Origin of the sequence: Brevundimonas sp. (assembly GCF_036400995.1) — a bacterium.
In the GTDB taxonomy this organism is placed as follows: Bacteria; Pseudomonadota; Alphaproteobacteria; order Caulobacterales; family Caulobacteraceae; genus Brevundimonas.
This window is the reverse complement of sequence record NZ_DASWWG010000042.1, coordinates 1-20,626: the sequence shown is the minus strand read 5'-3', so window position 1 is coordinate 20,626 and position 20,626 is coordinate 1. Positions and strand designations below refer to the sequence as shown.

General features: G+C 70.2%; 24 protein-coding genes and 1 other RNA gene. 10 read left to right on the top strand and 15 right to left on the bottom strand.

Annotation, left to right across the window (positions count from 1 at the left end; genetic code table 11):
* Positions 1–31 precede the first annotated feature (31 nt).
* Complete coding sequence (locus VGE03_RS06035; RefSeq protein WP_331045573.1) at positions 32–229, bottom strand: hypothetical protein; 198 nt, start codon at positions 227–229, stop codon at positions 32–34.
* Between the two features lie 108 nt (positions 230–337).
* On the opposite strand from VGE03_RS06035, the gene VGE03_RS06030 reads away from it, so the two are divergent.
* Positions 338–1,135 (top strand): hypothetical protein, encoded by a 798-nt coding sequence (locus tag VGE03_RS06030; protein ID WP_331045572.1) that lies wholly within the window; start codon positions 338–340, stop codon positions 1,133–1,135.
* Here VGE03_RS06030 and VGE03_RS06025 read toward each other — a convergent pair.
* The gene (locus VGE03_RS06025; protein ID WP_331045571.1) at positions 1,132–1,380 is read right to left on the bottom strand and encodes a Tat pathway signal protein; all 249 of its coding nucleotides are present in this window, start codon (positions 1,378–1,380) and stop codon (positions 1,132–1,134) included. The two genes, VGE03_RS06030 and VGE03_RS06025, sit on opposite strands and share 4 nt — an antisense overlap.
* A complete protein-coding gene (locus VGE03_RS06020; RefSeq protein ID WP_331045570.1) occupies positions 1,380–1,529 on the bottom strand; it encodes a hypothetical protein in 150 nt (49 codons plus the stop codon). The genes VGE03_RS06025 and VGE03_RS06020 overlap by 1 nt, the downstream gene beginning before the upstream one ends.
* A 105-nt stretch (positions 1,530–1,634) precedes the next feature.
* Between VGE03_RS06020 and purL the strand changes: the two genes are divergently transcribed.
* Together purL and VGE03_RS06010 are read left to right on the top strand one after the other, a co-directional pair.
* The gene (gene purL / locus VGE03_RS06015; RefSeq protein WP_331045569.1) at positions 1,635–3,845 is read left to right on the top strand and encodes a phosphoribosylformylglycinamidine synthase subunit PurL; all 2,211 of its coding nucleotides are present in this window, start codon (positions 1,635–1,637) and stop codon (positions 3,843–3,845) included.
* Complete coding sequence (locus tag VGE03_RS06010; RefSeq protein ID WP_331045568.1) at positions 3,845–4,300, top strand: hypothetical protein; 456 nt, start codon at positions 3,845–3,847, stop codon at positions 4,298–4,300. The genes purL and VGE03_RS06010 overlap by 1 nt, the downstream gene beginning before the upstream one ends.
* Positions 4,301–4,327: 27 nt before the next feature.
* On the opposite strand, the gene VGE03_RS06005 is transcribed toward VGE03_RS06010, so the two are convergent.
* From VGE03_RS06005 to VGE03_RS05965, 9 genes are all read right to left on the bottom strand, one after another.
* Entirely contained in the window at positions 4,328–5,149 is an 822-nt protein-coding gene (locus VGE03_RS06005) for a TIGR00282 family metallophosphoesterase (protein ID WP_331045567.1), read from the bottom strand.
* 1 nt (position 5,150) lies between these two features.
* Positions 5,151–5,723: a 5-formyltetrahydrofolate cyclo-ligase gene (locus tag VGE03_RS06000; protein ID WP_331045566.1), complete on the bottom strand. Its 573-nt coding sequence runs from the start codon at positions 5,721–5,723 to the stop codon at positions 5,151–5,153.
* 97 nt (positions 5,724–5,820) lie between these two features.
* Positions 5,821–5,981: non-coding RNA, 6S RNA (ssrS, locus tag VGE03_RS05995), on the bottom strand.
* A 51-nt stretch (positions 5,982–6,032) separates the two neighbouring features.
* Positions 6,033–6,683, bottom strand: coding sequence for a DUF4166 domain-containing protein (locus tag VGE03_RS05990; RefSeq protein ID WP_331045565.1), 651 nt, complete (start codon positions 6,681–6,683; stop codon positions 6,033–6,035).
* A 17-nt stretch (positions 6,684–6,700) separates the two neighbouring features.
* Entirely contained in the window at positions 6,701–7,243 is a 543-nt protein-coding gene (locus VGE03_RS05985; RefSeq protein WP_331045564.1) for a GbsR/MarR family transcriptional regulator, read from the bottom strand.
* 69 nt (positions 7,244–7,312) lie between these two features.
* Positions 7,313–8,659: a S41 family peptidase gene (locus VGE03_RS05980; RefSeq protein ID WP_331045563.1), complete on the bottom strand. Its 1,347-nt coding sequence runs from the start codon at positions 8,657–8,659 to the stop codon at positions 7,313–7,315.
* Positions 8,656–9,138: a MarR family winged helix-turn-helix transcriptional regulator gene (locus tag VGE03_RS05975; RefSeq protein WP_331045562.1), complete on the bottom strand. Its 483-nt coding sequence runs from the start codon at positions 9,136–9,138 to the stop codon at positions 8,656–8,658. Before VGE03_RS05975 ends, VGE03_RS05980 begins: the two co-directional genes overlap by 4 nt.
* A gap of 67 nt (positions 9,139–9,205) precedes the next feature.
* Positions 9,206–9,520: a cell division protein ZapA gene (locus VGE03_RS05970; protein ID WP_331045561.1), complete on the bottom strand. Its 315-nt coding sequence runs from the start codon at positions 9,518–9,520 to the stop codon at positions 9,206–9,208.
* Positions 9,520–9,777, bottom strand: coding sequence for a hypothetical protein (locus VGE03_RS05965; protein WP_331045560.1), 258 nt, complete (start codon positions 9,775–9,777; stop codon positions 9,520–9,522). Before VGE03_RS05965 ends, VGE03_RS05970 begins: the two co-directional genes overlap by 1 nt.
* Before the next feature lie 97 nt (positions 9,778–9,874).
* On the opposite strand from VGE03_RS05965, the gene tkt reads away from it, so the two are divergent.
* The 4 genes from tkt to purT are packed head-to-tail and all read left to right on the top strand — an operon-like array spanning position 9,875 to position 14,306.
* A complete protein-coding gene (gene tkt / locus VGE03_RS05960) occupies positions 9,875–11,869 on the top strand; it encodes a transketolase (RefSeq protein ID WP_331045559.1) in 1,995 nt (664 codons plus the stop codon).
* Between the two features lie 4 nt (positions 11,870–11,873).
* Complete coding sequence (locus VGE03_RS05955) at positions 11,874–12,269, top strand: VOC family protein (RefSeq protein ID WP_331045558.1); 396 nt, start codon at positions 11,874–11,876, stop codon at positions 12,267–12,269.
* Positions 12,269–13,093: an alpha/beta hydrolase gene (locus VGE03_RS05950; protein WP_331045557.1), complete on the top strand. Its 825-nt coding sequence runs from the start codon at positions 12,269–12,271 to the stop codon at positions 13,091–13,093. The genes VGE03_RS05955 and VGE03_RS05950 overlap by 1 nt, the downstream gene beginning before the upstream one ends.
* Before the next feature lie 16 nt (positions 13,094–13,109).
* A complete protein-coding gene (gene purT / locus VGE03_RS05945; protein WP_331045556.1) occupies positions 13,110–14,306 on the top strand; it encodes a formate-dependent phosphoribosylglycinamide formyltransferase in 1,197 nt (398 codons plus the stop codon).
* Here purT and VGE03_RS05940 read toward each other — a convergent pair.
* The 3 genes from VGE03_RS05940 to VGE03_RS05930 are packed head-to-tail and all read right to left on the bottom strand — an operon-like array spanning position 14,277 to position 17,518.
* The gene (locus VGE03_RS05940; protein WP_331045555.1) at positions 14,277–15,545 is read right to left on the bottom strand and encodes a S41 family peptidase; all 1,269 of its coding nucleotides are present in this window, start codon (positions 15,543–15,545) and stop codon (positions 14,277–14,279) included. The genes purT and VGE03_RS05940 overlap by 30 nt on opposite strands.
* Before the next feature lie 9 nt (positions 15,546–15,554).
* A complete protein-coding gene (locus VGE03_RS05935) occupies positions 15,555–16,826 on the bottom strand; it encodes a S41 family peptidase (protein WP_331045554.1) in 1,272 nt (423 codons plus the stop codon).
* Between the two features lie 59 nt (positions 16,827–16,885).
* Positions 16,886–17,518, bottom strand: coding sequence for an EF-hand domain-containing protein (locus VGE03_RS05930; protein ID WP_331045553.1), 633 nt, complete (start codon positions 17,516–17,518; stop codon positions 16,886–16,888).
* A gap of 129 nt (positions 17,519–17,647) precedes the next feature.
* Between VGE03_RS05930 and VGE03_RS05925 the strand changes: the two genes are divergently transcribed.
* The 3 genes from VGE03_RS05925 to VGE03_RS05915 form a co-directional block, all read left to right on the top strand.
* On the top strand, positions 17,648–18,367 hold the full coding sequence (locus tag VGE03_RS05925; protein ID WP_331045552.1) for a response regulator: 720 nt from the start codon (positions 17,648–17,650) through the stop codon (positions 18,365–18,367).
* A complete protein-coding gene (locus VGE03_RS05920) occupies positions 18,364–19,914 on the top strand; it encodes an ATP-binding protein (protein WP_331045551.1) in 1,551 nt (516 codons plus the stop codon). The genes VGE03_RS05925 and VGE03_RS05920 overlap by 4 nt, the downstream gene beginning before the upstream one ends.
* A gap of 118 nt (positions 19,915–20,032) precedes the next feature.
* On the top strand, positions 20,033–20,626 hold a 594-nt coding region (locus VGE03_RS05915), incomplete at its 3' end, for a type I glyceraldehyde-3-phosphate dehydrogenase (protein ID WP_331045550.1).

Sequence of the window (20,626 nt, the reverse complement as noted above, 5' to 3'; positions counted from 1 at the left end):
CGTCAAGGGACGGTGCGCATCTTTTCCCCGCTCAGGTCGGCAGATCGTCCGAAACGTTGCGCACGGGCCCGGGCTCGCCGGGCTCATCGGCATCATCCACGTCGGGCGTCCGGATTCCGCCCGCGTCCCTCTGGGCCTTCAGTTCGCGCTCGCCGAGGCCGAGCCCCTGTTCGCGGGCGCGGTCGGTCTGGACGAAGTCGGTTTCGAAATGGGGTTTCTCTTCAGCCATCGGTCCTCTCCGGGGTGTGGAGGTTCAACCGGATCAAGCGACCGCCGGTTCCGGTGAACCAATAACCGTCGCCGGACGTAGATCGTCGGTACAGAGACCGGAGCCCGCATGTCCTCGATCGTTCGCCCCACCTCCGCCCAGCAGACGCGCCGGCTGGTCGTCGCGGCCTGCGCGGTGTTCGCCATCGTGGTGGCGCAGGCGCAGATACTGATGGGCTGGGGCCAGAGCGCGGCGGAGTTCGCCGCCGACAGCGACGCGACCCTGAAGGTCGCCGGCTATGCCTTCGCCATCTGGGGCGTGATCTATCTGGGCCTGCTGATCTACGCCGTCTGGCAGGTCCTGCCCGCGACGGGTGAAAGTGAGCTGCTGACCCGGCTGGGCTGGCCGTCCGCCCTCGCCTTCCTCGGCATCGGCTGGTGGATCGTCGCGGCGGCCTTTGACTGGGAGGTCGGGACGATCCTGCTGATCTTCGGCTCGCTTCTGGTGCTGTTGGTCCCGCTGCTGATGAACGCCCCGACCATCCGCGCCCTGTCCCGCACGGCGATCGAGCGCTGGACCGTGGTCTGGCCGCTGGCGCTGCTGGCGGGCTGGCTGGGCGTCGCCGCGCCGCTGAACCTGCTGACGGTGCTGACCGGAAACGGCGACCTGCCGACGGTCCTGTCGCCGACGGTGTGGGCCCTGATCGCCGTAACGGCCGTGACGCTGAAGGCGCTGGTGGTCACCTGGGTGCTGCGGACGCCCGCCTTCGCCCTGCCGATCGCCTGGGGCCTGCTGGGCGCGTTCGTCGCCGAGCTGGAGCGCAACCCCACCCTCGCGATCGGAGCGATGCTGGCATCAGGGGTGACGCTGGTGGGGTCGGTGATCCTCACCTTCCGGCTGAAGCCGCCGATCGAGAAACCCGCCTAAAGGCGACCGGCGAAGGGCGGGGCGCCCGGTTCCGGGTGGTCAGGATCATCGTCCGCCGCCCCCACGTCAAAGGCGCCCGATTCGTCGAAACCCACGCTGCCCACGCCCGTCGCCGAACCGGTCAGGCGCTGGCGGCTCTTCATCGCCAGTTCCTGCGCGAGGGCCTTCAGGCGAGCGGCCTCCTCGGGATCATTGGACAGGTCCATCTGCTGATGGTCGGGGGTGATGTCGTCGCGACTGTGCATCAGTCGTCCTCCGCCGGAGTGGTGTCGTCATTGGCCGCTTCGCGCGCGGCGCGCTCGGCCATGGCTGTGGCCCCGGCGTCATCGGCGGCGATGGTCGGCGCGTTCGGGTCCTCCGGCGTGGCGGCCGGATCGATGGGCTGTTCCGCCATGAAAGCCTCCTTCGGCTGGCGTTCGCCGATTCAATGGCCCGCACCGGGCGATGTTCCGCTCTGCATGGCTGACAGAACCGCCTTCTGTCGCTAGAAGGCGCGGCCATGAGCGCTCCCGAAAAGACCATGGCCGAGCTGGCTGCCGAATACGGCTTGGCTCCGAACGAATATCAGGTCGTCCTGGACCGGCTGGGTCGAGAACCCAACCAGGTCGAACTGGGCGTCTTCTCGGTGATGTGGTCCGAGCACTGCTCGTACAAGTCCTCGAAGATTCATCTGGGCAAGTTCCCGACCAAGGGTCCGCGGGTCATCTGCGGTCCGGGCGAGAACGCCGGGGTCATCGACATCGATGACGGCGACGCCTGCATCTTCAAGATGGAGAGCCACAACCACCCGTCCTTCATCGAGCCCTATCAGGGCGCGGCGACGGGCGTGGGCGGCATCATGCGCGACGTCTTCACCATGGGCGCGCGCCCGGTGGCCCTGCTGAACGCCCTGCGCTTCGGCGACGTGGAGCACGAGAAGACGAAGCGTCTGGTCTCAGGCGTGGTCTCGGGCATCGGCGGCTACGGCAACTGCGTCGGCGTGCCGACCGTGGCGGGCGAGACCAATTTCCACTCCGGCTACAACGGCAACATCCTGGTCAACGCCATGTGCGTGGGTCTGGCGAAGTCGGACGCCATCTTCTACTCGGCCGCCCCGGCGGCGGGCCTGTCGGTGGTTTACTTCGGATCGAAGACCGGCCGCGACGGCATCCACGGCGCAACCATGTCGTCGGCGGAATTCGACGATGAGTCCGAATCGAAGCGCCCGACCGTGCAGGTCGGCGATCCGTTCGCCGAGAAGCTGCTGATCGAGGCGACGCTTGAGCTGATGGCCTCGGGCGCCGTCGCCGCCATCCAGGACATGGGCGCCGCGGGCCTGACCTCGTCCTCGGTCGAGATGGCCGGCAAGGGCGGCGTCGGCATCGAGCTGAACATGGACGCCGTGCCCCAGCGCGAAGAAGGCATGACCGCCTACGAGATGATGCTGTCGGAATCGCAGGAGCGGATGCTGGCGGTCCTGAAGCCGGGCCGCGAGGAAGACGGCTACCGCATCTTCCAGAAATGGGGTCTGGACGCGGCCGTGATCGGCGTGACCACCGACACCGGCCGTCTGGTGCTGAAGCATCACGGCGAACTGGTCTGCGACGTGCCGCTGGCCCCGCTGTTCGACGATGCGCCGCTGTACGACCGTCCGTGGGTGCAGCCGGAGCTGCAGCCTCGCCTCGATCCGAAGGACGTGCCGGCGCCGGAGAACTGGACGGACGCGGTGCTGAACGTCCTGACCTGCCCGGACATGGCGTCCAAGCGCTGGATCTGGGAGCAGTACGACCGCCACGTGATGGCCGACACCCTGCACGACTCGGCCACCGGCGCCGACGCGGGCGTGGTGCGGGTGCACGGCACGGACAAGGGTCTGGCCGTCACCAGCGACTGCACCCCGCGCTATGTGCAGGCCGATCCCTATGAAGGCGGCAAGCAGTGCGTGGCCGAGGCCTGGCGCAACCTGACCGCCGTCGGCTCGCGCCCGATCGCCATCACCGACAACCTGAATTTCGGCAACCCGCAGCGCCCCGAGATCATGGGCCAGATCGTGCGCGCCATCGACGGCATGGCCGAGGCCTGCCGCGAGCTGGACTTCCCGGTCGTGTCGGGGAACGTCAGCCTCTACAACGAGACCAACGGCGTCGCCATTCCGCCGACCCCGACGGTCGGCGCGGTCGGCCTGCTGCCCAACTATGACACCGTCACCGGCTTCGGCGGCGCGGTCGAGGGCGATACGCTGGTGCTGATCGGCGAGACCCACGGCGAACTGGGCGCCTCGATCTATCTGCGCGAAGTGCTGGGCCGTGAAGACGGCGCCCCGCCGCCGGTGGACCTGAAGCTGGAACGCAAGACCGGCGACTTCGTGCGCGGTCTGATCGAGAGCGGCGAACTGACCTGCGTTCACGACCTGTCGGACGGCGGTCTGGTCGGCGCGGCGGCGGACATCGCCCTGGCCTCGGACGCCGGCGTCGAGCTGAACGCCTCGAGCGCCGCCCACGCCCACGCCTTCCTGTTCGGCGAGGACCAGGCCCGCTATCTGGTCGCCGTGACCGACGCCAACGCCCTGATCGCCAAGGCGCAGGACGCGGGGCTGCACGCCTCGGTCGTCGGCGTGGTGAAGGGCGCGGACTTCGCCTCGTCGGGTCCGAAGGGCGAACTGTTCCGCCTGCCCGTCGCGCACCTGCGCGAGATGCACGAAAGCTGGATGCCGACCTGGATGAACGGCTGATGCGCGCCGCGTTCGGCCTGATCGCCCTGGTGATGCTGGCCGCCTGCGAGGGGGGCGGCGATCCGGTCGAGCAGGCCCTGCGCGAAACGGCGGCGGCCAACCATTCGGCGGCGACGCGGGAAACGGCGAGCGCCGAACCGGCGCCGCCTGCGACACCGGCTGTCTGCGATATTGAAGTCACCTTCGGAAGCTATGGCGGCGGCGTCGATGGCGACCTGCGCGAGGCCGTTTCGGCCCTGACCCGGAATGATCCCGGCGTCATCGAAGCCGAGAACAAGCCCTGGGGTCGCGAGGGTGAAAGCACCCTGTGCATCCGGACGAAGGACGAGGTCACGGCCAACCGGATCTATGGGACCATCGCCGCGCAGATCCCGCAAACCAGCACCCGCGCACCGACCTCGGTCCGTCATCGCGACGGTCGCAGCCGGGCCTCGACCTACCCCACAGCCTCGTAGACGTCTGTACGGCGGGTTAGCCCGCCCTCAGACGACCGGGATCGCCTGGCTGAGGCGGCCGCCGACGCGGAGGGGCTCGACGCGGGTGGCCAGGCCGGTGCGGTCGTCGGTCTCGACATAGACGCCGCAGATGGTGGCCGGGCCGTGGGCCGGGGTGTAGCGGCCGCCGGACAGGCGGGTGGTGAAGCGCCGCAGGGGCTCTTCCTTGTCGTTGCCGATGACCGAGTCGTAGTCGCAGCAGCCGCCGGCGTCGGTCTGGTAGGCGGTGCCGCCCGGCAGGATCTGGCAGTCGGCGGTCGGGACGTGGGTGTGGGTGCCCACCACCAGCGAGGCGCGGCCGTCGCAGAAATGGCCCATGGCCATCTTCTCGGAAGTGGCCTCGGCATGGATGTCGACGATGATGGCGTCTGCCGCCATGCCCATCGGACAGGCGGCCAGTTCCTTCTCGACCGCGCTGAACGGATCGTCCATCGGGTCCATGTGGACGCGGCCCAGCACGTTCATGACCAGGATGGTGCGGCCCGACTGGGTCTCGAACAGGTTGGCGCCGGCGCCCGGCGCATCCATCAGGCGCGGATAGTTGAGCGGGCGGATCAGGCGCGGCTCGCGCACGATATAGGTCAGGGCCTCGCGCTGGTCCCAGCTGTGGTTGCCCAGCGTCAGGCAGTCGGCGCCGGCCATGAACAGCTCGTTGGCGGTGTGCTCGGTGATGCCGAAGCCGCCCGCGGCGTTCTCGGCGTTGACCACCACGAAATCGAGCTTCAGGTCGCGCTTGAGCGCGGGAAGATGGTCGGACAGACCGTCGCGGCCGGACTTGCCGACCACATCACCGAAGAAGGCGAGACGCATATCAAAATACCTTTCGGGCGGCGGTATAGCCGACCTCGGTCAGAACGCCATGCAGGCGTATGTCGTGCCCCTCCACCGGCAGGTCATCGACCTGCTGTCCGGCGTAGGCGAAACCGATGCGGATCGCGTCCGGAAGAGCGGCGAAGGTGCGGTCATAGTAGCCGCCGCCCTGCCCCAGCCGGCCGCCCTCAAGGTCGAAGGCGAGCAGGGGCGTCAGGATCAGCGCTGGGCTGAGCGTCTCGGCCAGCGGCAAGGGCGCGGGCACGCCCGCCTGATCCAGCTCCAGCGGCTCGCCGGGCGACCAGCGGCGGAAGATCATGGCGGCGTCGCGCCGGGTCACCACCGGCAGGCAGAGGCTGCGGCCCTGCCGGATCAGGGCGAGGGCGAGGGCGTCGGTGTCCAGTTCCGAACCGATGGCGCGGTAGATCGCGACGGGATCACCCGTCGGCAGGGCGCTGATGTGGGATGCGGCGCGTTCGGCGGCCTGAGGGTCGAGCCCGGCCAGCCGCTTGCGCCGGGTGCGCATGTCCGAACGAAGCTGGCTCTTGTCCGTCATGGGGATCGGGTACCGCATCCGGCGCCCCGCCACCATCCTTCGCCGAAGGAGAGGAATGCGCTCAAGCAGCGAGCGACCGCGTCGCGAGCGTTAGCGCACAAAAGAGAGAAAGGGTGGCGGCGCCGCGAGGACCGTGAAGAACTGTTCAATCCTCTCGACCTGGGTAGCCAGGTGGGCTCCGTGTGCCCGGGCCCTCGAGCCCAAACAGGGACAGATCCCTTCGAGTGAATTAAGGTCGCGAGGATAAGTCGTCTTCGACGTGAACCGCAGCATGACCCGCCGGGGACCAAGATAGTCCTTCGCCGGGGGCGGAACAATGGCGGCAGGTCAGGTGTCGTGGAAGATCGCGTCCTGACCGAGCAACCGGCCCAGCCACGGATGGTCCAGCGCGAGGGTGAAGGCGAAACGGCCCTGCCCCAGATCGCGATGGGTGATGGTCAGGGCGCCGGGCTCGGCCCAGCGCGGGAAGCGGAGGCGCAGTCCCAGCACGGTCGCGAAGTAGAAGGCGCTGCGGAAGACCAGCGCGCCGTCCTCGGCTGTGACGTTCAGAGCCATGCCGATCCCGGCGCCGACATGCTCTTCCAGACCGGTCGGACCGGCGAAGCGCTTGGCGCTGTGGATCACCTGCGGGAAGCCGTCGGCGCGGACGTACATCCGGCTCCAGACCTGACCCTGGCCGACCGCGTCCTCGGTGACGGTGACGACGCTGACCCCCGGATTGAACACCAGCGGCAGGGGCGCGCCGATCACCCGGCAGAGCTGGGCGAGCAGACGGCCCGGGAGGTTGGCGTGCACCGTCTCGACTTCGCCGCGGTAGACGACGGTGGCCCCGGGGCTCATCCGCTTGCTGAAGCGACGGCGGACCGCGAGCGGCAGCGCGGCCCAGTCGGCGGCGGGCAGAAGGGCGCGGAAGCGGAGGTCGACCAGTTCGCCCTCGTCCTGCCGGTCCTCGATCCTGATCGCTGCGACGGCCCCCATCGTCCCCTCCCCTCCTGTTACTTGCCGCCCGGGATGAGCGCCGCGATGCGGGCGCCCAGCTTGAGCAGCGCCATCAGCTTGGGCCGGGCCACCGTGGTGATCTGGCCGTACCAACGGTCGATCGTCTCGGTGAACTCCAGCATCTCCTTCAGCCGTTTCAGCGCGACCGGGTGGACCGTCGGATCCGTCTCGGCCTCGGCGACGCAGGCGCGCAGGGTTTCGAGCGCCGGATCGATCTCCTTGGCCTTGCGGCCGGCGGCGATGCGGGAGGCGACCTCCCAGACGTCGACTTCGGCCTCGAAATGATCGCGGCGGTCGCCCCGGACGGGGACGCGCCGGATCAGGTTCCAGGCCAGCAACTCCTTCAGGGAGTTTGAGACATTGGAACGGGCCATCTCCAGCGCGACGGAGATGTCCTCCGCCGTCATCGGCGCCTCGGCCGTCATGAGCAGGGCGTGGATCTGGGCGACAGAACGGTTCACGCCCCAGAAGCCGCCCATCTCGCCCCAATGCAGGACGAAGCGTTCGATCGGCGCAGGGATTTTCGGTATTTCTGTCATGACAGAAATATCAGACACGACAGGTCGAGTGTCAAGCCGGAGACGCGGGGTCTCCGGCTTGCTGGTCCATCAGTCGCGCGGGAAGCGCGTGGGAGCCGGCTCCTCGACGCGGTGGATCTCCATCGCATCACCGGTCAGGCGCACGCGAAGGCGGTCGTCGGTTCCCTCCACGGCGAACAGGCCGCCCCGGGCCAGCGGCGCCAGCCGGTAGCGGTCGCCGTTGCTGCGCCGCCAGAACAGGACGCCGTCCTCCAGTTCGATGACCCGCCCGCCGTAGGCGCCCGTGAGACCCTGCAGGTCCGTGGACGCGAGGGTGACGGGGTGCAGCCGGGCCTCGACGCCGACACGGGCCCACTCCCACCCCGCCCGGTCGACCGGATCGGCGTCGGTCCGTTCCAGGAGAGCGGCGAGCGCCAGCCCGCTGGCCGTATCCAGCGCGGTCAGGGGATCCACCGCCACGTCCGGGCTGACGCCGACCCCCTCCCAGTTGGTCCCCGAGACGGGATGAACCGGACGGCCGTAGGACACGCTCAACACGAAGCCCGGCGCGATCGGGACGAAGGTGTTGTTGTTGGCCGCCCCGCCGGTGGTTCCGCCGACCAGCGTCCCGAGCCGGAACTGCTGGACGTCATAGGCGAAGGCCTCGGCGGCCGATCCGACCTGTCGGCTGGTCAGCACATAGAGGGGCTTGCCGATCATCCGCCCGGCCGGGAGGTGGTCGAGCGCCCGGGACTGGGTCGGCTCCTCGCCCGCCTGCAGGAAGGTGATGTCGAGCTGGTCCGGCTCCATGAAGTGGCTGAGGAGGTAGCGGACGGCCGCGTGGTCGCCGCCGCCGTTGCCGCGCAGGTCGATGATGACCGCGTCCCCTTCCCGCAGGAAGCGCATCGCGTCGTCGTAGGCCTGGCCGGTTCGGTCCTGGACCCAGTGGAAGGTGCTGATCTTCAGGTAGCGCACATTCCCCGGAAGGATGCGCATTTCGGTGAGGCCGTTGTTGCTGCGCCGCGCCGCGGCGGCCCAGATGGCCAGAAACTCGGGATTGTCGAAGACGTCCCCCTCCGCCCCGGCCGCGGCGGCGTACTGGGCCGGATCGTTGACCAGATACATGTGCCCGTCGCCGCTGGACTCGCGCAGGTCGGCGCTGAGGCGTTCGGCAAAGGCGCCGCGTTCGGCGGTGTCGTAGCGTCCCGAGGCCAGCCCCTCGTTCAGCCGGTCGCGGATCGCGGCGACACGATCCGGGAAGACATAGCGCGCCTCGACGGCGGCGATGACCGCGCCGACCGCCCCGGCGCGTTCCGCCGCCGTCATGGGGGCGGTGGCGGTGCGGGCCACCGCAACGGGTTGCGCGCGCTGGGCGACCGCCGGGCCCGCGACAAGGGCGGCGGCGCAGACGGTCAGGACAAGGGAGAGACGGCTCATTGATCGGCTCCGGACAGGGCGGTCGAGGCCTCCGCCAGACGAGCGGAGAAGGGCTGCTGGTCGAGAGCCTCCAGCGCCCGGCCGAGCACGTCGGCCAGCGGCTGCCCGATGTCGGCGTCCAGGCCCTCGGAGGCGGCGGCCGTGGCGGCCCAGCAGCGGCGAAGGGCGGGAAGCTGCGCATGGGCGAAGGCCGTCAGGGTGACGATGCGCTCGCGGGCGTCCTTGCCGGGCTCGAGCGAGACCCAGTCGCGGGCGGCCATCTGGCTGACGGTCTGGCTGACGGCGGAATGGGTGACACCGGTCCGCGCGGACAGGGTCCGGAGGCTGGCGGGGCCGTCGTTGAGCAGGGCCCGCAGGATGGGCGTGAACCGCGGCCGGTAATCCAGGCCGGCGTCGACGTAGGCCTGCTCGACCGCGCCGTCGAGGTGCTCGATCAGCCGCCGGAGCAGGACGCCGTGTGTGCGTTGGGAGTAAGGCATGAGCGAGATATATAAGCGCTGTTATATCTGCTCAAATGACAAATGGGACAGGTTGGCTGTCCGCTGTTCAAAGTCCCTGGGCGATCTTCTCCAGCCGGGCGGCGACGGCGTTCAGGGCCTCGGCCACACCGTCGGTGGACGGGGCGGCGGGCTCGGCCGGGGCGGCGGCGGCGCCGTTGGTGCGAGCCTCGTGGAGTTCGTCGGCCAGCAGCAGGCCCGCCATCAGGAACAGGCGCAGGTCGCCGACGTGGCCGACCTCGCCCGCCACCTGGCGCACATGGCCGTCGAACTGGCCGGCGAGCGCGCGCACCCGCTCCTCCTGACCGTCCGCGCAACCGACGGCGTAGGGGCGACCGTTGATCTCGACCGTCACCGTGGCCATCAGCGCGCCTCCTGCTCGGCCAGGGTCTCGCGAATCGCCTCGGCGGCGCGGGACAGGGCCTCGGCCGCGTCGCGACCGGCGGCCTCGAGCTCGTGAATGCGGGCGCGGTCGGTCTCGCTGGAGGGCTGGGGCGCGAACAGGTCGTCGTCCGGAACGCGGCGCGCGCCGGCGGCGCGGCTCTTCAGGTCGAGCAGACGGCGCTCGAGCAGGGCCAGCGCCCTGTCGACACGATCCTTAGCGGCCGTTGCAGCATCCATCCGGTCAGAACCTCCAGATTCCGTATAGAACCCGCGCGCGCGTCGGGGTAAAGCGGCGCGCCTCCCTTTTTCCGCCTTCCGACGAAAGGTCTCCACAGTGACCGACGCCAAAGCCGTACCCGCGAAAGCCACCCCGAAGCAGATGGCGGACGCCATCCGCGTACTGGCCATGGATGGCGTTGAAAAGGCGAAGAGCGGCCACCCCGGCATGCCGATGGGGATGGCGGACGTGGCGACCGTCCTGTTCTCCAAATTCCTGAAGTTCGACGCGAGCCGCCCCGACTGGGCCGACCGCGACCGCTTCATCCTGTCGGCCGGCCACGGTTCGATGCTGATCTACGCCCTGCTCCACCTGACCGGCTACAAGGCCGCGACCAAGGAAGAGCTGTCGAACTTCCGTCAGTGGGGCTCGAAGACGGCGGGTCACCCCGAGTACGGCCACATGCCGGGCGTCGAGGTCACCACCGGCCCGCTGGGTCAGGGTCTGGCCACCTCGGTCGGCTTCGCGCTGGCGGAACGTCATCTGGCGGCCAAGTACGGTGACGATCTGGTCGATCACCGGACCTGGGTCATCGCGGGCGACGGCTGCCTGATGGAAGGCGTGTCGCAGGAGGCCATCGCGCTGGCCGGCCGCCTCAAGCTGAACAAGCTGCACGTCCTGTGGGACGACAACGACATCACCATCGACGGCAAGGTCTCGCTGTCGGACGTCACCGACCAGAAGGCGCGATTCAAGGCCGCGGGCTGGGCCGTGAAGGCCGTCGACGGCCATGACATGAAGGCGGTGAAGTCGGCCCTGCAATGGGCGACCCGGCAGGACAAGCCGACGCTGATCGCGTGCAAGACCAAGATCGGCAAGGGCGCCGCCACCATGGAAGGCAGCCACAAGACCCACGGCGCGGCGCTGGGCGCGGCCGAGATCGCGGCGACCCGTCTGGGTCTGGCCTGGGATCACGATCCGTTCGAAATGCCGGAAACCATCCTGTCGGCCTGGCGCAAGGTCGGCCGCAAGGGCGCCAAGGCCCGCAAGGCGTGGGAAGCCCGACTGAAGGACTCGAAGCAGGCCGCCGACTTCACCCGCGCGATGAAGGGCGACCTGCCCGAGAGCGCCTTCGCCAAGCTGGACGCCAAGATCGCCGAACTGGTCGAGACCAAGCCCGCGCAGGCCACCCGCCAGTCGTCGGGCGCGGCGCTGGACGAACTGTTCGCCGCCGTCCCTGAACTGATCGGCGGCTCGGCCGACCTGACCGGCTCGAACAACACCTTCGTCAAGGACACCCCGATCCTCGACGCCCCGACCTATGAAGGCCGCTACATCAACTACGGCATCCGCGAGTTCGGCATGGCCGCGGCGATGAACGGTCTGGCGCTGCACGGCGGGGTGATCCCGTACGGCGGCACCTTCATGGTCTTCTCGGACTACAGCCGCCCGGCGATCCGTCTCGGCGCCCTGATGGGCGTGCGCGCGGTGCACGTTCTGACCCACGACTCCATTGGTCTGGGCGAAGACGGCCCGACCCACCAGCCGGTCGAGCATCTGGCCGCCCTGCGCGCCATCCCGAACCTGCTGGTCTTCCGCCCGGCGGACACCATCGAGGCGATGGAGGCCTGGAAGGTCGCCCTGCAGACCAAGACCGCCCCGTCGGCCCTGTGCCTGTCGCGCCAGAAGACCGCCGCCGTGCGCGTCACCGCCTCGTCGGAGAACCTGACGGCCAAGGGCGCCTATGAACTGCGCGCCGCCAAGGGCGAGGCCAAGGCCACCCTGTTCGCCACCGGCACCGAGGTCCCGCTGGCGCTGGAAGCCGCTGACCGACTGGAAGCCAACAACATCCCGACCCGCGTGGTCTCGGTCCCCTGCTTCGAACTCTTCTTCGCGCAGCCGAAGTCGTATCAGGACAGCGTCATCGGTCGCGGCACCGTGCGCGTCGCCGTCGAGGCCGCCCTGCAACAGGGCTGGGAGCGCTTCATCGGCGAGGACGGCGGCTTCGTCGGCATGACCGGCTTCGGCGCCTCGGCCCCGGCGGAAGTGCTGTACGAGAAGTTCGGCATCACCACCGAGGCGGTCGTCGCGGCGGTCAAGGCGCGGCTCTGATCCCATGAGCCGCCTCGGCGCCGTCAGCCTGCTGGTCCGCGACTATGACGAGGCCATCGCCTTCTATGTCGGCAAGCTGGGCTTCGACCTCGCCGAGGACACCGACATGGGCGGCGGCAAGCGCTGGGTGACCGTGCGGCCGAAGGGCGGGGAGACCGCCCTGCTGCTGGCGAAGGCGACGACGCCGGAGCAGGTCGCGCGTGTCGGCGATCAGGCGGGGGGACGGGTCTGGCTGTTTCTGGAGACCGACGACTTCGCGCGGGACCATGCGGCGTGGACGGCGGCGGGGGTGGCCTTCCGCGAGGAGCCGCGCCATGAGGCCTACGGCGTGGTCGCGGTGTTCGAGGACCTGTATGGCAACGCCTGGGACCTGATCCAGCCCGCCGGGGACGCCGCCTGATGCTTCGTATCGCCGCCGCCGTGATCGCCCTGGCCTTCGCGGCGCCCGCGACGGCGCAGACGGTCGAGCCGACGCCCATCGTGATCGGCCAGTCCTTCGCCCTGCCCTCGGCCACCTATGGCGGGACGCGCGAGATCAATGTCTGGCTGCCGCCGGGCTACGGGCAGTCCGATCAGACCTATCCGGTGCTGTACCTGCTGGACGGCGGGCAGGCGCAGGACTTCCACCACATCTCGGGTCTCGCCCAGCTGGGGACCATCGTCGGCGCCACACGCGATGTGATCGTCGTGGGCGTGACCTCGGTGGATCGCCGCAATGAGCTGGCCCTGCCGACCGATAATCCGGAGCTGATCGCCCGCTATCCGACGCAGGGACAGTCGGCGCGGTTCCGGCAGTTCCTGGCGGACGAGCTCCTGCCCTTCGTGGAAGCGCGCTACCGCACCAACGGCGAGACGGCGCTGATGGGCGAGTCCCTCGCGGGCCTGTTCGTGGTGGAGACCTTCCTGAAGGAACCGCAGATGTTCGACGCCTACGTCGCCGTCAGCCCCAGCCTGTGGTGGGACGGCGGGCAGCTGGCGCGGCAGGCAGGGGCGCACCTGCGCGACCACTCCAATGACCCGCGCACCCTGATCCTGACCCTCGGCGACGAGGGCGGGGAGATGCAGGCGGCGATGGATGTACTGGTCGGCAATCTGCGGGACTTCGCCATGCCGGGCCTGAGCTGGACCTATGAGCCGCGCCCGACCGAGAGCCACGCCACCATCTATCACGGCGCCGCGCTGGACGCCTTCCGGCGGCTGTACGCCCTGCCGCCCGCCAACTGACCGGAGACTGACCCCCATGCGTATCGGCACCCCGCTTTCCGACTCCGCCATTCGCGTGATGCTTCTCGGCTCCGGCGAGCTGGGCAAGGAGGTGGCCCTCGAGCTGCAGCGGCTGGGCGCCGAGGTGATCGCGGTGGACCGCTATCCGAACGCCCCGGCCATGCAGGTGGCGCACCGCAGCCACGTGATCCCGATGACCGATCCTCAGGTGCTGAACGGCGTGATCATGGCCGAGGCCCCGCACATCATCGTGCCGGAGATCGAGGCCATCGCGACGGACGTGCTGGCGCGGATCGAGGAAGCCGGGATGGCGACCGTGATCCCCACCGCCCGCGCGACCGTGCTGACCATGAACCGCGAGGGCATCCGCCGGCTGGCGGCGGAAGAGCTGGGCCTGCCGACCAGCCCCTACGCCTTCGCCACCTCGGCCGAGGCACTGGCCGCCGCCGCGAACGAGATCGGCCTGCCGGTGTTCGTGAAGCCGGTGATGTCGTCCTCGGGCAAGGGCCAGTCGATGATCGAGGCGCTCGAGGACGCCGCCAACGCCTGGGCCTACGCCCAGTCCGGCGGACGGGTCGAGACGGCGACGGTGATCGTCGAGGGCCGGATCGACTTCGATTTCGAGATCACCCTGCTGACCGTGCGATCGAAGGCGGCGGACGGTTCGATCCGCACCGACTTCTGCGCCCCCATCGGCCACCGGCAGGTGAAGGGCGACTATGTCGAAAGCTGGCAGCCGCAGGCGATGACCGCCGCAGCCCTGGCTTCGGCGCAGGACATCGCGGGCAAGGTGACGGCGGCGCTGGGCGGTCTGGGCGTGTTCGGGGTCGAACTGTTCGTGAAGGGCGACCAGGTCTGGTTCTCGGAAGTCAGCCCGCGTCCGCACGACACCGGACTGGTCACTCTGGCGACCCAGACGATGAGCGAGTTCGCCCTGCACGCCCGCGCCATCCTGGGCCTGCCGGTGGACGTCAGCCAGCGCGAGCCGGGCGCCAGCGCGGTCATCTACGGGGGGATCGAAGCTGCCGGCATCGCCTTCGAGGGCGTGGCCGAGGCCCTGTCGGTGCCGACCGCCGACCTGCGCCTGTTCGGCAAGCCCGAGAGCTTCGAGCGGCGCCGCATGGGCGTGGCGCTGGCGCGGGGCGCGGACACCGATCAGGCCCGCGAGCGCGCCCGTGAAGCCTCAGGGAAGGTCCGCCCCGTCGCCGGCTGAGGCCGGCGCCTCCGCCGCCCCTTCGCGCAGCGTCGCCAGAGCGACGTCCAGCGGCGGGTCCCGTCCCTCGCGGATGGCCGACCAGTCGTCGGCGACCGGGATGTCCGGCGTGACGCCGACCTTCTCCAGGTTCACGCCGTTCGGCGTGGTCATGACGATCATGCCGACGCGAAGCAGGCCGCCGTCCGGCAGGTTGATCGCCCGCGTGCCGGTGACGGCGCCGCGGGTGGTGTCGCCCACGATCACCGCCCTGCCCTTCTCCTGCAGCACGCCGGCCAGCAGCTCCGCGGCGCTGGCCGAGCCGGGCCCGGTCAGGATCGCCACCGGGCCGAGATAGGGCTCGGAGGCCGGGTCGGTGAACATGCGCCGATCGATGAAACGCCCCCTCAGGACTGTGACGTCCTGCCGGTCGGCGAAGAACCACGACTGGATCAGGCCCGCGAAATTCAGGCCGCCGCCGCCGTTGGTGCGCAGATCGATGATCAGGCCGGGCGGCGGATCCGCCGCCAGCCGCTCCATCTCGGCGGTGAACTGGTCGTAGCGGGCGCGGTCAAAGTCATCGAAGCGGATGTAGGCGTAGCCGTTGTCCAGCGTCCGCGCCTCGAAGCGGGGGCGCGGCGCGATCAGGACCGCGGTCAGGTCGAGCGTATGCCGCGCGCCGGCCTCGTCGACAAACTCCAGCCGATCGGTCCGCCCCACCACCGACTGGGGCGCGACCAGGATGGGGAAGCCGTTGACGCTCTCGATCTTCCAGCCGGGCAGGACCCCGGCCTCGGCCGCCGGGGTGCCGGAGCGGACCATGGACACGAAGCGCTCGTCGCCCCGGGCGGTGACCATGAAGCCGAACCCCGCGCGGGATTCCCCCTGCTCGCGCGCCCGGACCATCTCGCGCTCGACGGGGCCGAGGGTGTGGGTGTGGTCGTCGTCGAGCAGGTCGAGGAGCTCGGTCAGTTCGGCGTAGAAATGATCCTCGTCGGGCGCGGCGACGGCGGCCGGGCGGCGGGCGGCGGCCTCCTCCGCGAAGGGCACGCCGCCGAAGTCCCGCTTGTAGAAGAGCCGTTCCGTATAGCGGACGGCGGCGTCCCAGACCCGTCCGTTGAGCGCCGCCCGTTCGGGCGAGCCGTCGGCCACCCGCACCGGCGGCGGCAGTTCATCGACCTTCGCATAGGGAATGGACGCGCAGGCGGCCAGCGACAGGGCAAGGGCGACGACGAGGAAACGGGCGCTGAAGCGGGGCATGCCCGCAGGCTAGAGCGCCGGCGCGGGGTCAGCCAAGGCGGTTTCGCCCGACAGGACGCTGATGGCGGCGTCCAGCGCCGGATCGCGCCCTTCGAGGCGGTCCTGACGCGTCACCACGGCCTCGACGTCCGGGGTCACGCCCCGCTTCTCCAGCCGCACCCCGCCCGAGGTGACGAAGTCGGAACGGCTGAGGGTCAGGCGGCCCCCGTCCGGCAGACGGGTGTCCTGCGAGATCAGCACGGCCCCCGCAGTGCGCTCGCCGATGACGACGGCGCGACGGGCTTCCTGAAGGGCCGCCGGGGTCAGCTCGGCCGCGCTGCGGCTGTCGCCGTCGACCAGTACGGCCACGTCGTTGGGCACGGGCGTATCCAGGGTCCCGCAACCGCCCGCCGCGCTGAGTTCGATCTGTCGTCCCGAGCGCAGGGTCCGGGTCGCCCAGACCTGATCCCTCGGCAGGAAGCAGCTGAGCACCGCCTCCGCCTCCATCAACCGGCCGCCGGGGTTGCCGCGCAGGTCGATGACGACATCGGTGTCTCCTGGCAGGTCGGCCAGTTCGGCGCCCATCCAGCTGCCCAACCCGGGCTCGAAGCCGTCGACGCGCAGGACGACGACGCCCGGACGCGAGCGGTCGGCCACGAAGGCGGGCTGGGGCTCCATGATGACCGGCGTCAGGTCGAGGGCATGACGGCGGTCGTCGTCATCGACGAAGACCAGGCTGAGCGGGCGGCCCTCGACCACCTCCTGCTCCGGGCTCCAGCCGCCGTCGGCGACGTGCAGACGCCAGCCCTCGGACACGCCGGCGGCCTCGGCGGGCGAGCCCCGGCGGACGGTCTCGATCCGGTAGTCTCCGGGATGCTCGGGATCGGGACGCAGGGTCAGGCCAATGGCGGCGCGGCGGTGGCGCAGGCCGTCCTGTCGGCGCGCGACGGCCGGCGAGGCGGCCCCCGCGTGATCGTCGTCCAGCAGGTTCAGCATGTCGTCCAGCACCCGGTACAGGGCGCGATCGTCCGCCGCGTTCAGGGCCAGCGGACGGTAGGTCCGGCGGGCGGCGTTCCAGTCCACGCCGTGGAGCTGGGGGTCGTAGTATTGGGTCCGAACCTCGGACCAGACGCTGTCGAAGACCCGCTGGTTCATCCGCATCCGCTCACGCGACGGCGGCGTGACGGCGGCGACGGTCAGGCCGTCGTCCGTGGCCGTCGCGGCGAACGACGGAGCCGCGACGAGCGCAAGGCTCATCGCGGCTGACACGGTCAGTCGTGTGACGAGACGACGGAAGAACATCAGCCCACGTTAGGGCGCCCTCCCGGTGACGGCCAAATCACGAAATCGCCGGGTCCGGATCACTCCTCGTCGCGGCTTTCGATGCGATGGGTGAAGACCCGCACCTCGTGGTCGCCGCCGCGCTCGCCGTCCTCGACGAAGCCGGAGCGATCGGCGTCCATGCGGGCGAAGGCCGCGCGCAGCGGGGCGGTGAACTCGGCCTCGCTGATCTTGCCGTCGCCGTCGGTGTCCAGATCGCGCTCGCCGGGGCCCTCGAGGGCGTGGACCTCGACGCGCTCGCCGCGCGGGCCGCCGGGACGGCCCCGGACGAAGACCATCGGCCGGTCGCCGTGCGCCCGGACGCGAACGCCGTCACCATCGGGGCCACGACGCAGCTCGAACCGCTGGATGTCCCCGTCACCGCCGAGCCTGCGCACGGTGACGTCCCGGTCGCCGGCGACACCCGACGCGGCCAGCTCCTCGCGCGACAGGCGGCCGTCGCCGTCATTGTCCATGCGGCCGAAGGCGTCGTTCAGGGGCGCGGCGAACTCTTCGCGCGTGACCTGGCCGTCGTTGTCCTTGTCGAGGCCGCCGGAGCCTTCGGCGCCGGCGCCGACGAAGACAAAGCGGCTGCGCACTTCCGGCATCGGCGGCGGAGGCGGGGCGGGCGGGTCCTGCAACAGGACGGCGGACAGGGCGATGAGGGTCAGCATGGGCCTGAGGCTCCGTAGTTTCGACCCCTCCCTTGGACCAGACCCGGCTTGCACCGATATTTCAGCGTTCAGCGGGAATGTTTCAGCGCTGAAATGACGACGACGCCGACCTCCGTCAGAATGGCCCCCATGCAAGCAGACACGTCCCGCATTCTCGTCGTCGACGACGATCCCGGCATCCGCGAGGTGCTGTGCGACTACCTGGGCCAGCACGGCTACGACGCCGTGGGCGCCGCATCGGCCGCGGAGATGGATCGCGCCATCGCCACGCGCGCGCCGGACCTGATCGTGCTGGACCTGATGATGCCCGGCGAGGACGGCCTGTCCGTGTGCCGCCGCATGGCGGGCAAGGGCACGCCGATCGTCATGCTGAGCGCCATGGGCGAGGACACCGACCGGATCATCGGGCTGGAGCTGGGCGCGGACGACTATCTGGCCAAGCCGTGCAACCCGCGCGAACTGCTGGCGCGCGTCCGGGCCGTGCTGCGTCGGCCGCGGGAAGAGGCCGCCGGCGCCGGCGGACCGGCGCTGCATTTCGCCGGCTGGCGGCTGGACCTGCTGCGGCGCGAGCTGACCCGGCCCGACGGCCAGCCGGTCAGCCTGTCGGCGGGCGAGTTCGCCCTGCTGCGCGCCTTCGCCGAACGCCCGGGCCGGGTGATGACCCGCGACCAGTTGCTGGAGCGCGCGCGCGGCGCGGAAGCCGACGTCTTCGACCGCGCCATGGACGTGCAGATCAGCCGCCTGAGGAAGAAGCTGGATGACGGCTCGGGGCTGGAGATGATCCAGACCCTGCGCGGCGAGGGTTATATGTTCGACGTGAAGGTCGAGCGCCAGCGGGGCGCCGCTTGAGACGTCCGTCCGCCTTCCCCGTCTTCATCCAGGTCGCCGCGCTCGCCGTGGCGGCGCTGGTGCTGTCGCAGGCCGTCACCTTCGGCCTGGTCGTCCTGACGCCCGAGCCCCGACCGGTCGGCTTCAGCATCGACGCGGCCGCCAAGGCCCTGAAGGGCGAGGCGGCGGAAACCTCGGACGGACGTCCGCTGCGTCGCCGGATCACGGACGAGCCGGTCAGGCAGAGCGACCGGGACGCGCGCGACCCGGTGGCGCTGGCGATCACCGGGGCCCTCGCCGAACGGCTGGGCCAGCCGGCGGAAAAGGTGCGTGTCTCGGTCGAGCGCGGACCGCCGCGACGGCGCGAGCACGGTCCGCGTCCGGATATGCCCCTGCCCCGCCGCGGCGGCGGCGGCGGCGACGACGTGAACTTCATCTTCGTGCGCCCCGACGCCATCCGCTCGACGGAGCCGGATGCGCCTGAAACGAAGGGCGGGGAGCAGGTCAGCGTCCACGCCCTCGGCCGGACCAGCGAGACCACCCGCTTCAGCATGCGCCGCTCGGAGAGTGGAGGGCCGGTCGTGATCGGAGGGTCGGTGCAGCAGTTCACCATCCGCACGGATCGCCTGACCTTCGCCCCCTTCACCGCCTCGGTGCAGCAGGCCGACGGCCGCTGGGCCACGGTCGAGCCGCCGCACAGCCTGCTGTCACCCTGGCAGCAGCGGGTGATGCTGGGCCTGATCATCTCCATGCTGCTGCTGGCGCCGCTGGTTTGGTGGATGGCGCGGCGGCTGACCCGACCGATCCGGGTCTTCGCCGAGGCCGCCGAACGGCTGGGCGCGAATCCCGAGGCGGAGCCGCTGAAGCCGTCGGGCCCGGCGGAGGTGCGCACGGCCATCCACGCCTTCAACGACATGCAGGCCTCGCTGCGCGATCACATCCGCCAGCGGACGCAGACGGTCGCCGCCATCGCCCACGATCTGCGGACGCCGCTGACCCGCCTGCGCTTCCGGGCCGAGCAGGCGCCGGACGCGGTGCGCGACCGCATGGCCGCCGACATCGAGGAGATGGACGCCCTGATCGCCCAGGCCATGGCCTTCGTCCGTGGCGAGACGACGCCGGAGCGTCGGGAGGGCCTGGACCTGGCCGCCCTTGCCGCGGACTGCGCGGCGGGCTTCACCGAGACCGGCGCGGACGTGCGCTTCGAGAGCGGCGGCGCCCTTCCGGTGCAGGCTGACCCGGCGGCGTTGCGCCGGGCGCTGGACAATCTGATCGGCAACGCCGTGAAGTACGGCGGCGGCGCGCGGGTGAAGGCCGGTGCGATCGACGGCGCGGCCGTGGTCACGATCGAGGACGACGGTCCCGGCCTGCCCGACGAGGAACTGGAGGCGGTGTTCGAACCGTTCCGGCGCGGCGAGCAGTCGCGCAACCGCGAGACCGGCGGGGCGGGACTGGGCCTGACCGTCGCGCGGCAGGCGGCGCGGGCCGCGGGCGGCGATGTGACGCTGTCCAACCGTCCCGACGGCGGCCTGATCGCCCGGCTGACGGCGCCGTTGGCCGGGTCCTGAGCGACCCGGCGTTACAGTTCATCACGTCTTGTTACAGTCGCGGGGTTGAAACGCCGGGCTCTGGGTCTCATTGAAGCGCCGAACTATATTCCGGCAATAGCCCAAGGGAGCCCCGCCCATGACCGTTCGCGTCGCCATCAATGGTTTCGGCCGTATCGGCCGCCTCGTCCTCCGCTCGATCGTCGAGCACGGCCGTCGCGACATCGAGGTGGTGGCGATCAACGACCTGGGCCCGGTGGCCACCAACGCCCACCTGCTGAAGTATGACTCGGTCCACGGCCGCTTCCCCGGCACGGTCGAGCACGGCGACGACTGGATCGACGTGGGCCTGGGCAAGATCAAGGTGACCGCCGAGCGCGATCCGGCGAACCTGCCGCACAAGGACCTGAACGTGGACATCGCGTTCGAGTGCACCGGCATCTTCACCGCCCGTGACAAGGCCGAGGCCCACCTGAAGGCCGGCGCCAAGCGCGTGCTGATCTCGGCTCCCGGCGAGAACGCCGACAAGACCATCGTCTACAAGGTCAACCACGAGACCCTGACCGCCGACGACATCATCGTCTCGAACGGTTCGTGCACCACCAACGCCCTGGCCCCGGTGGCCAAGGTGCTGAACGACCTGTTCGGCATCGAGCGCGGCTACATGACCACCATCCACGCCTACACCGGCGACCAGCCGACGCTGGATACGATGCACAAGGACCTGTACCGC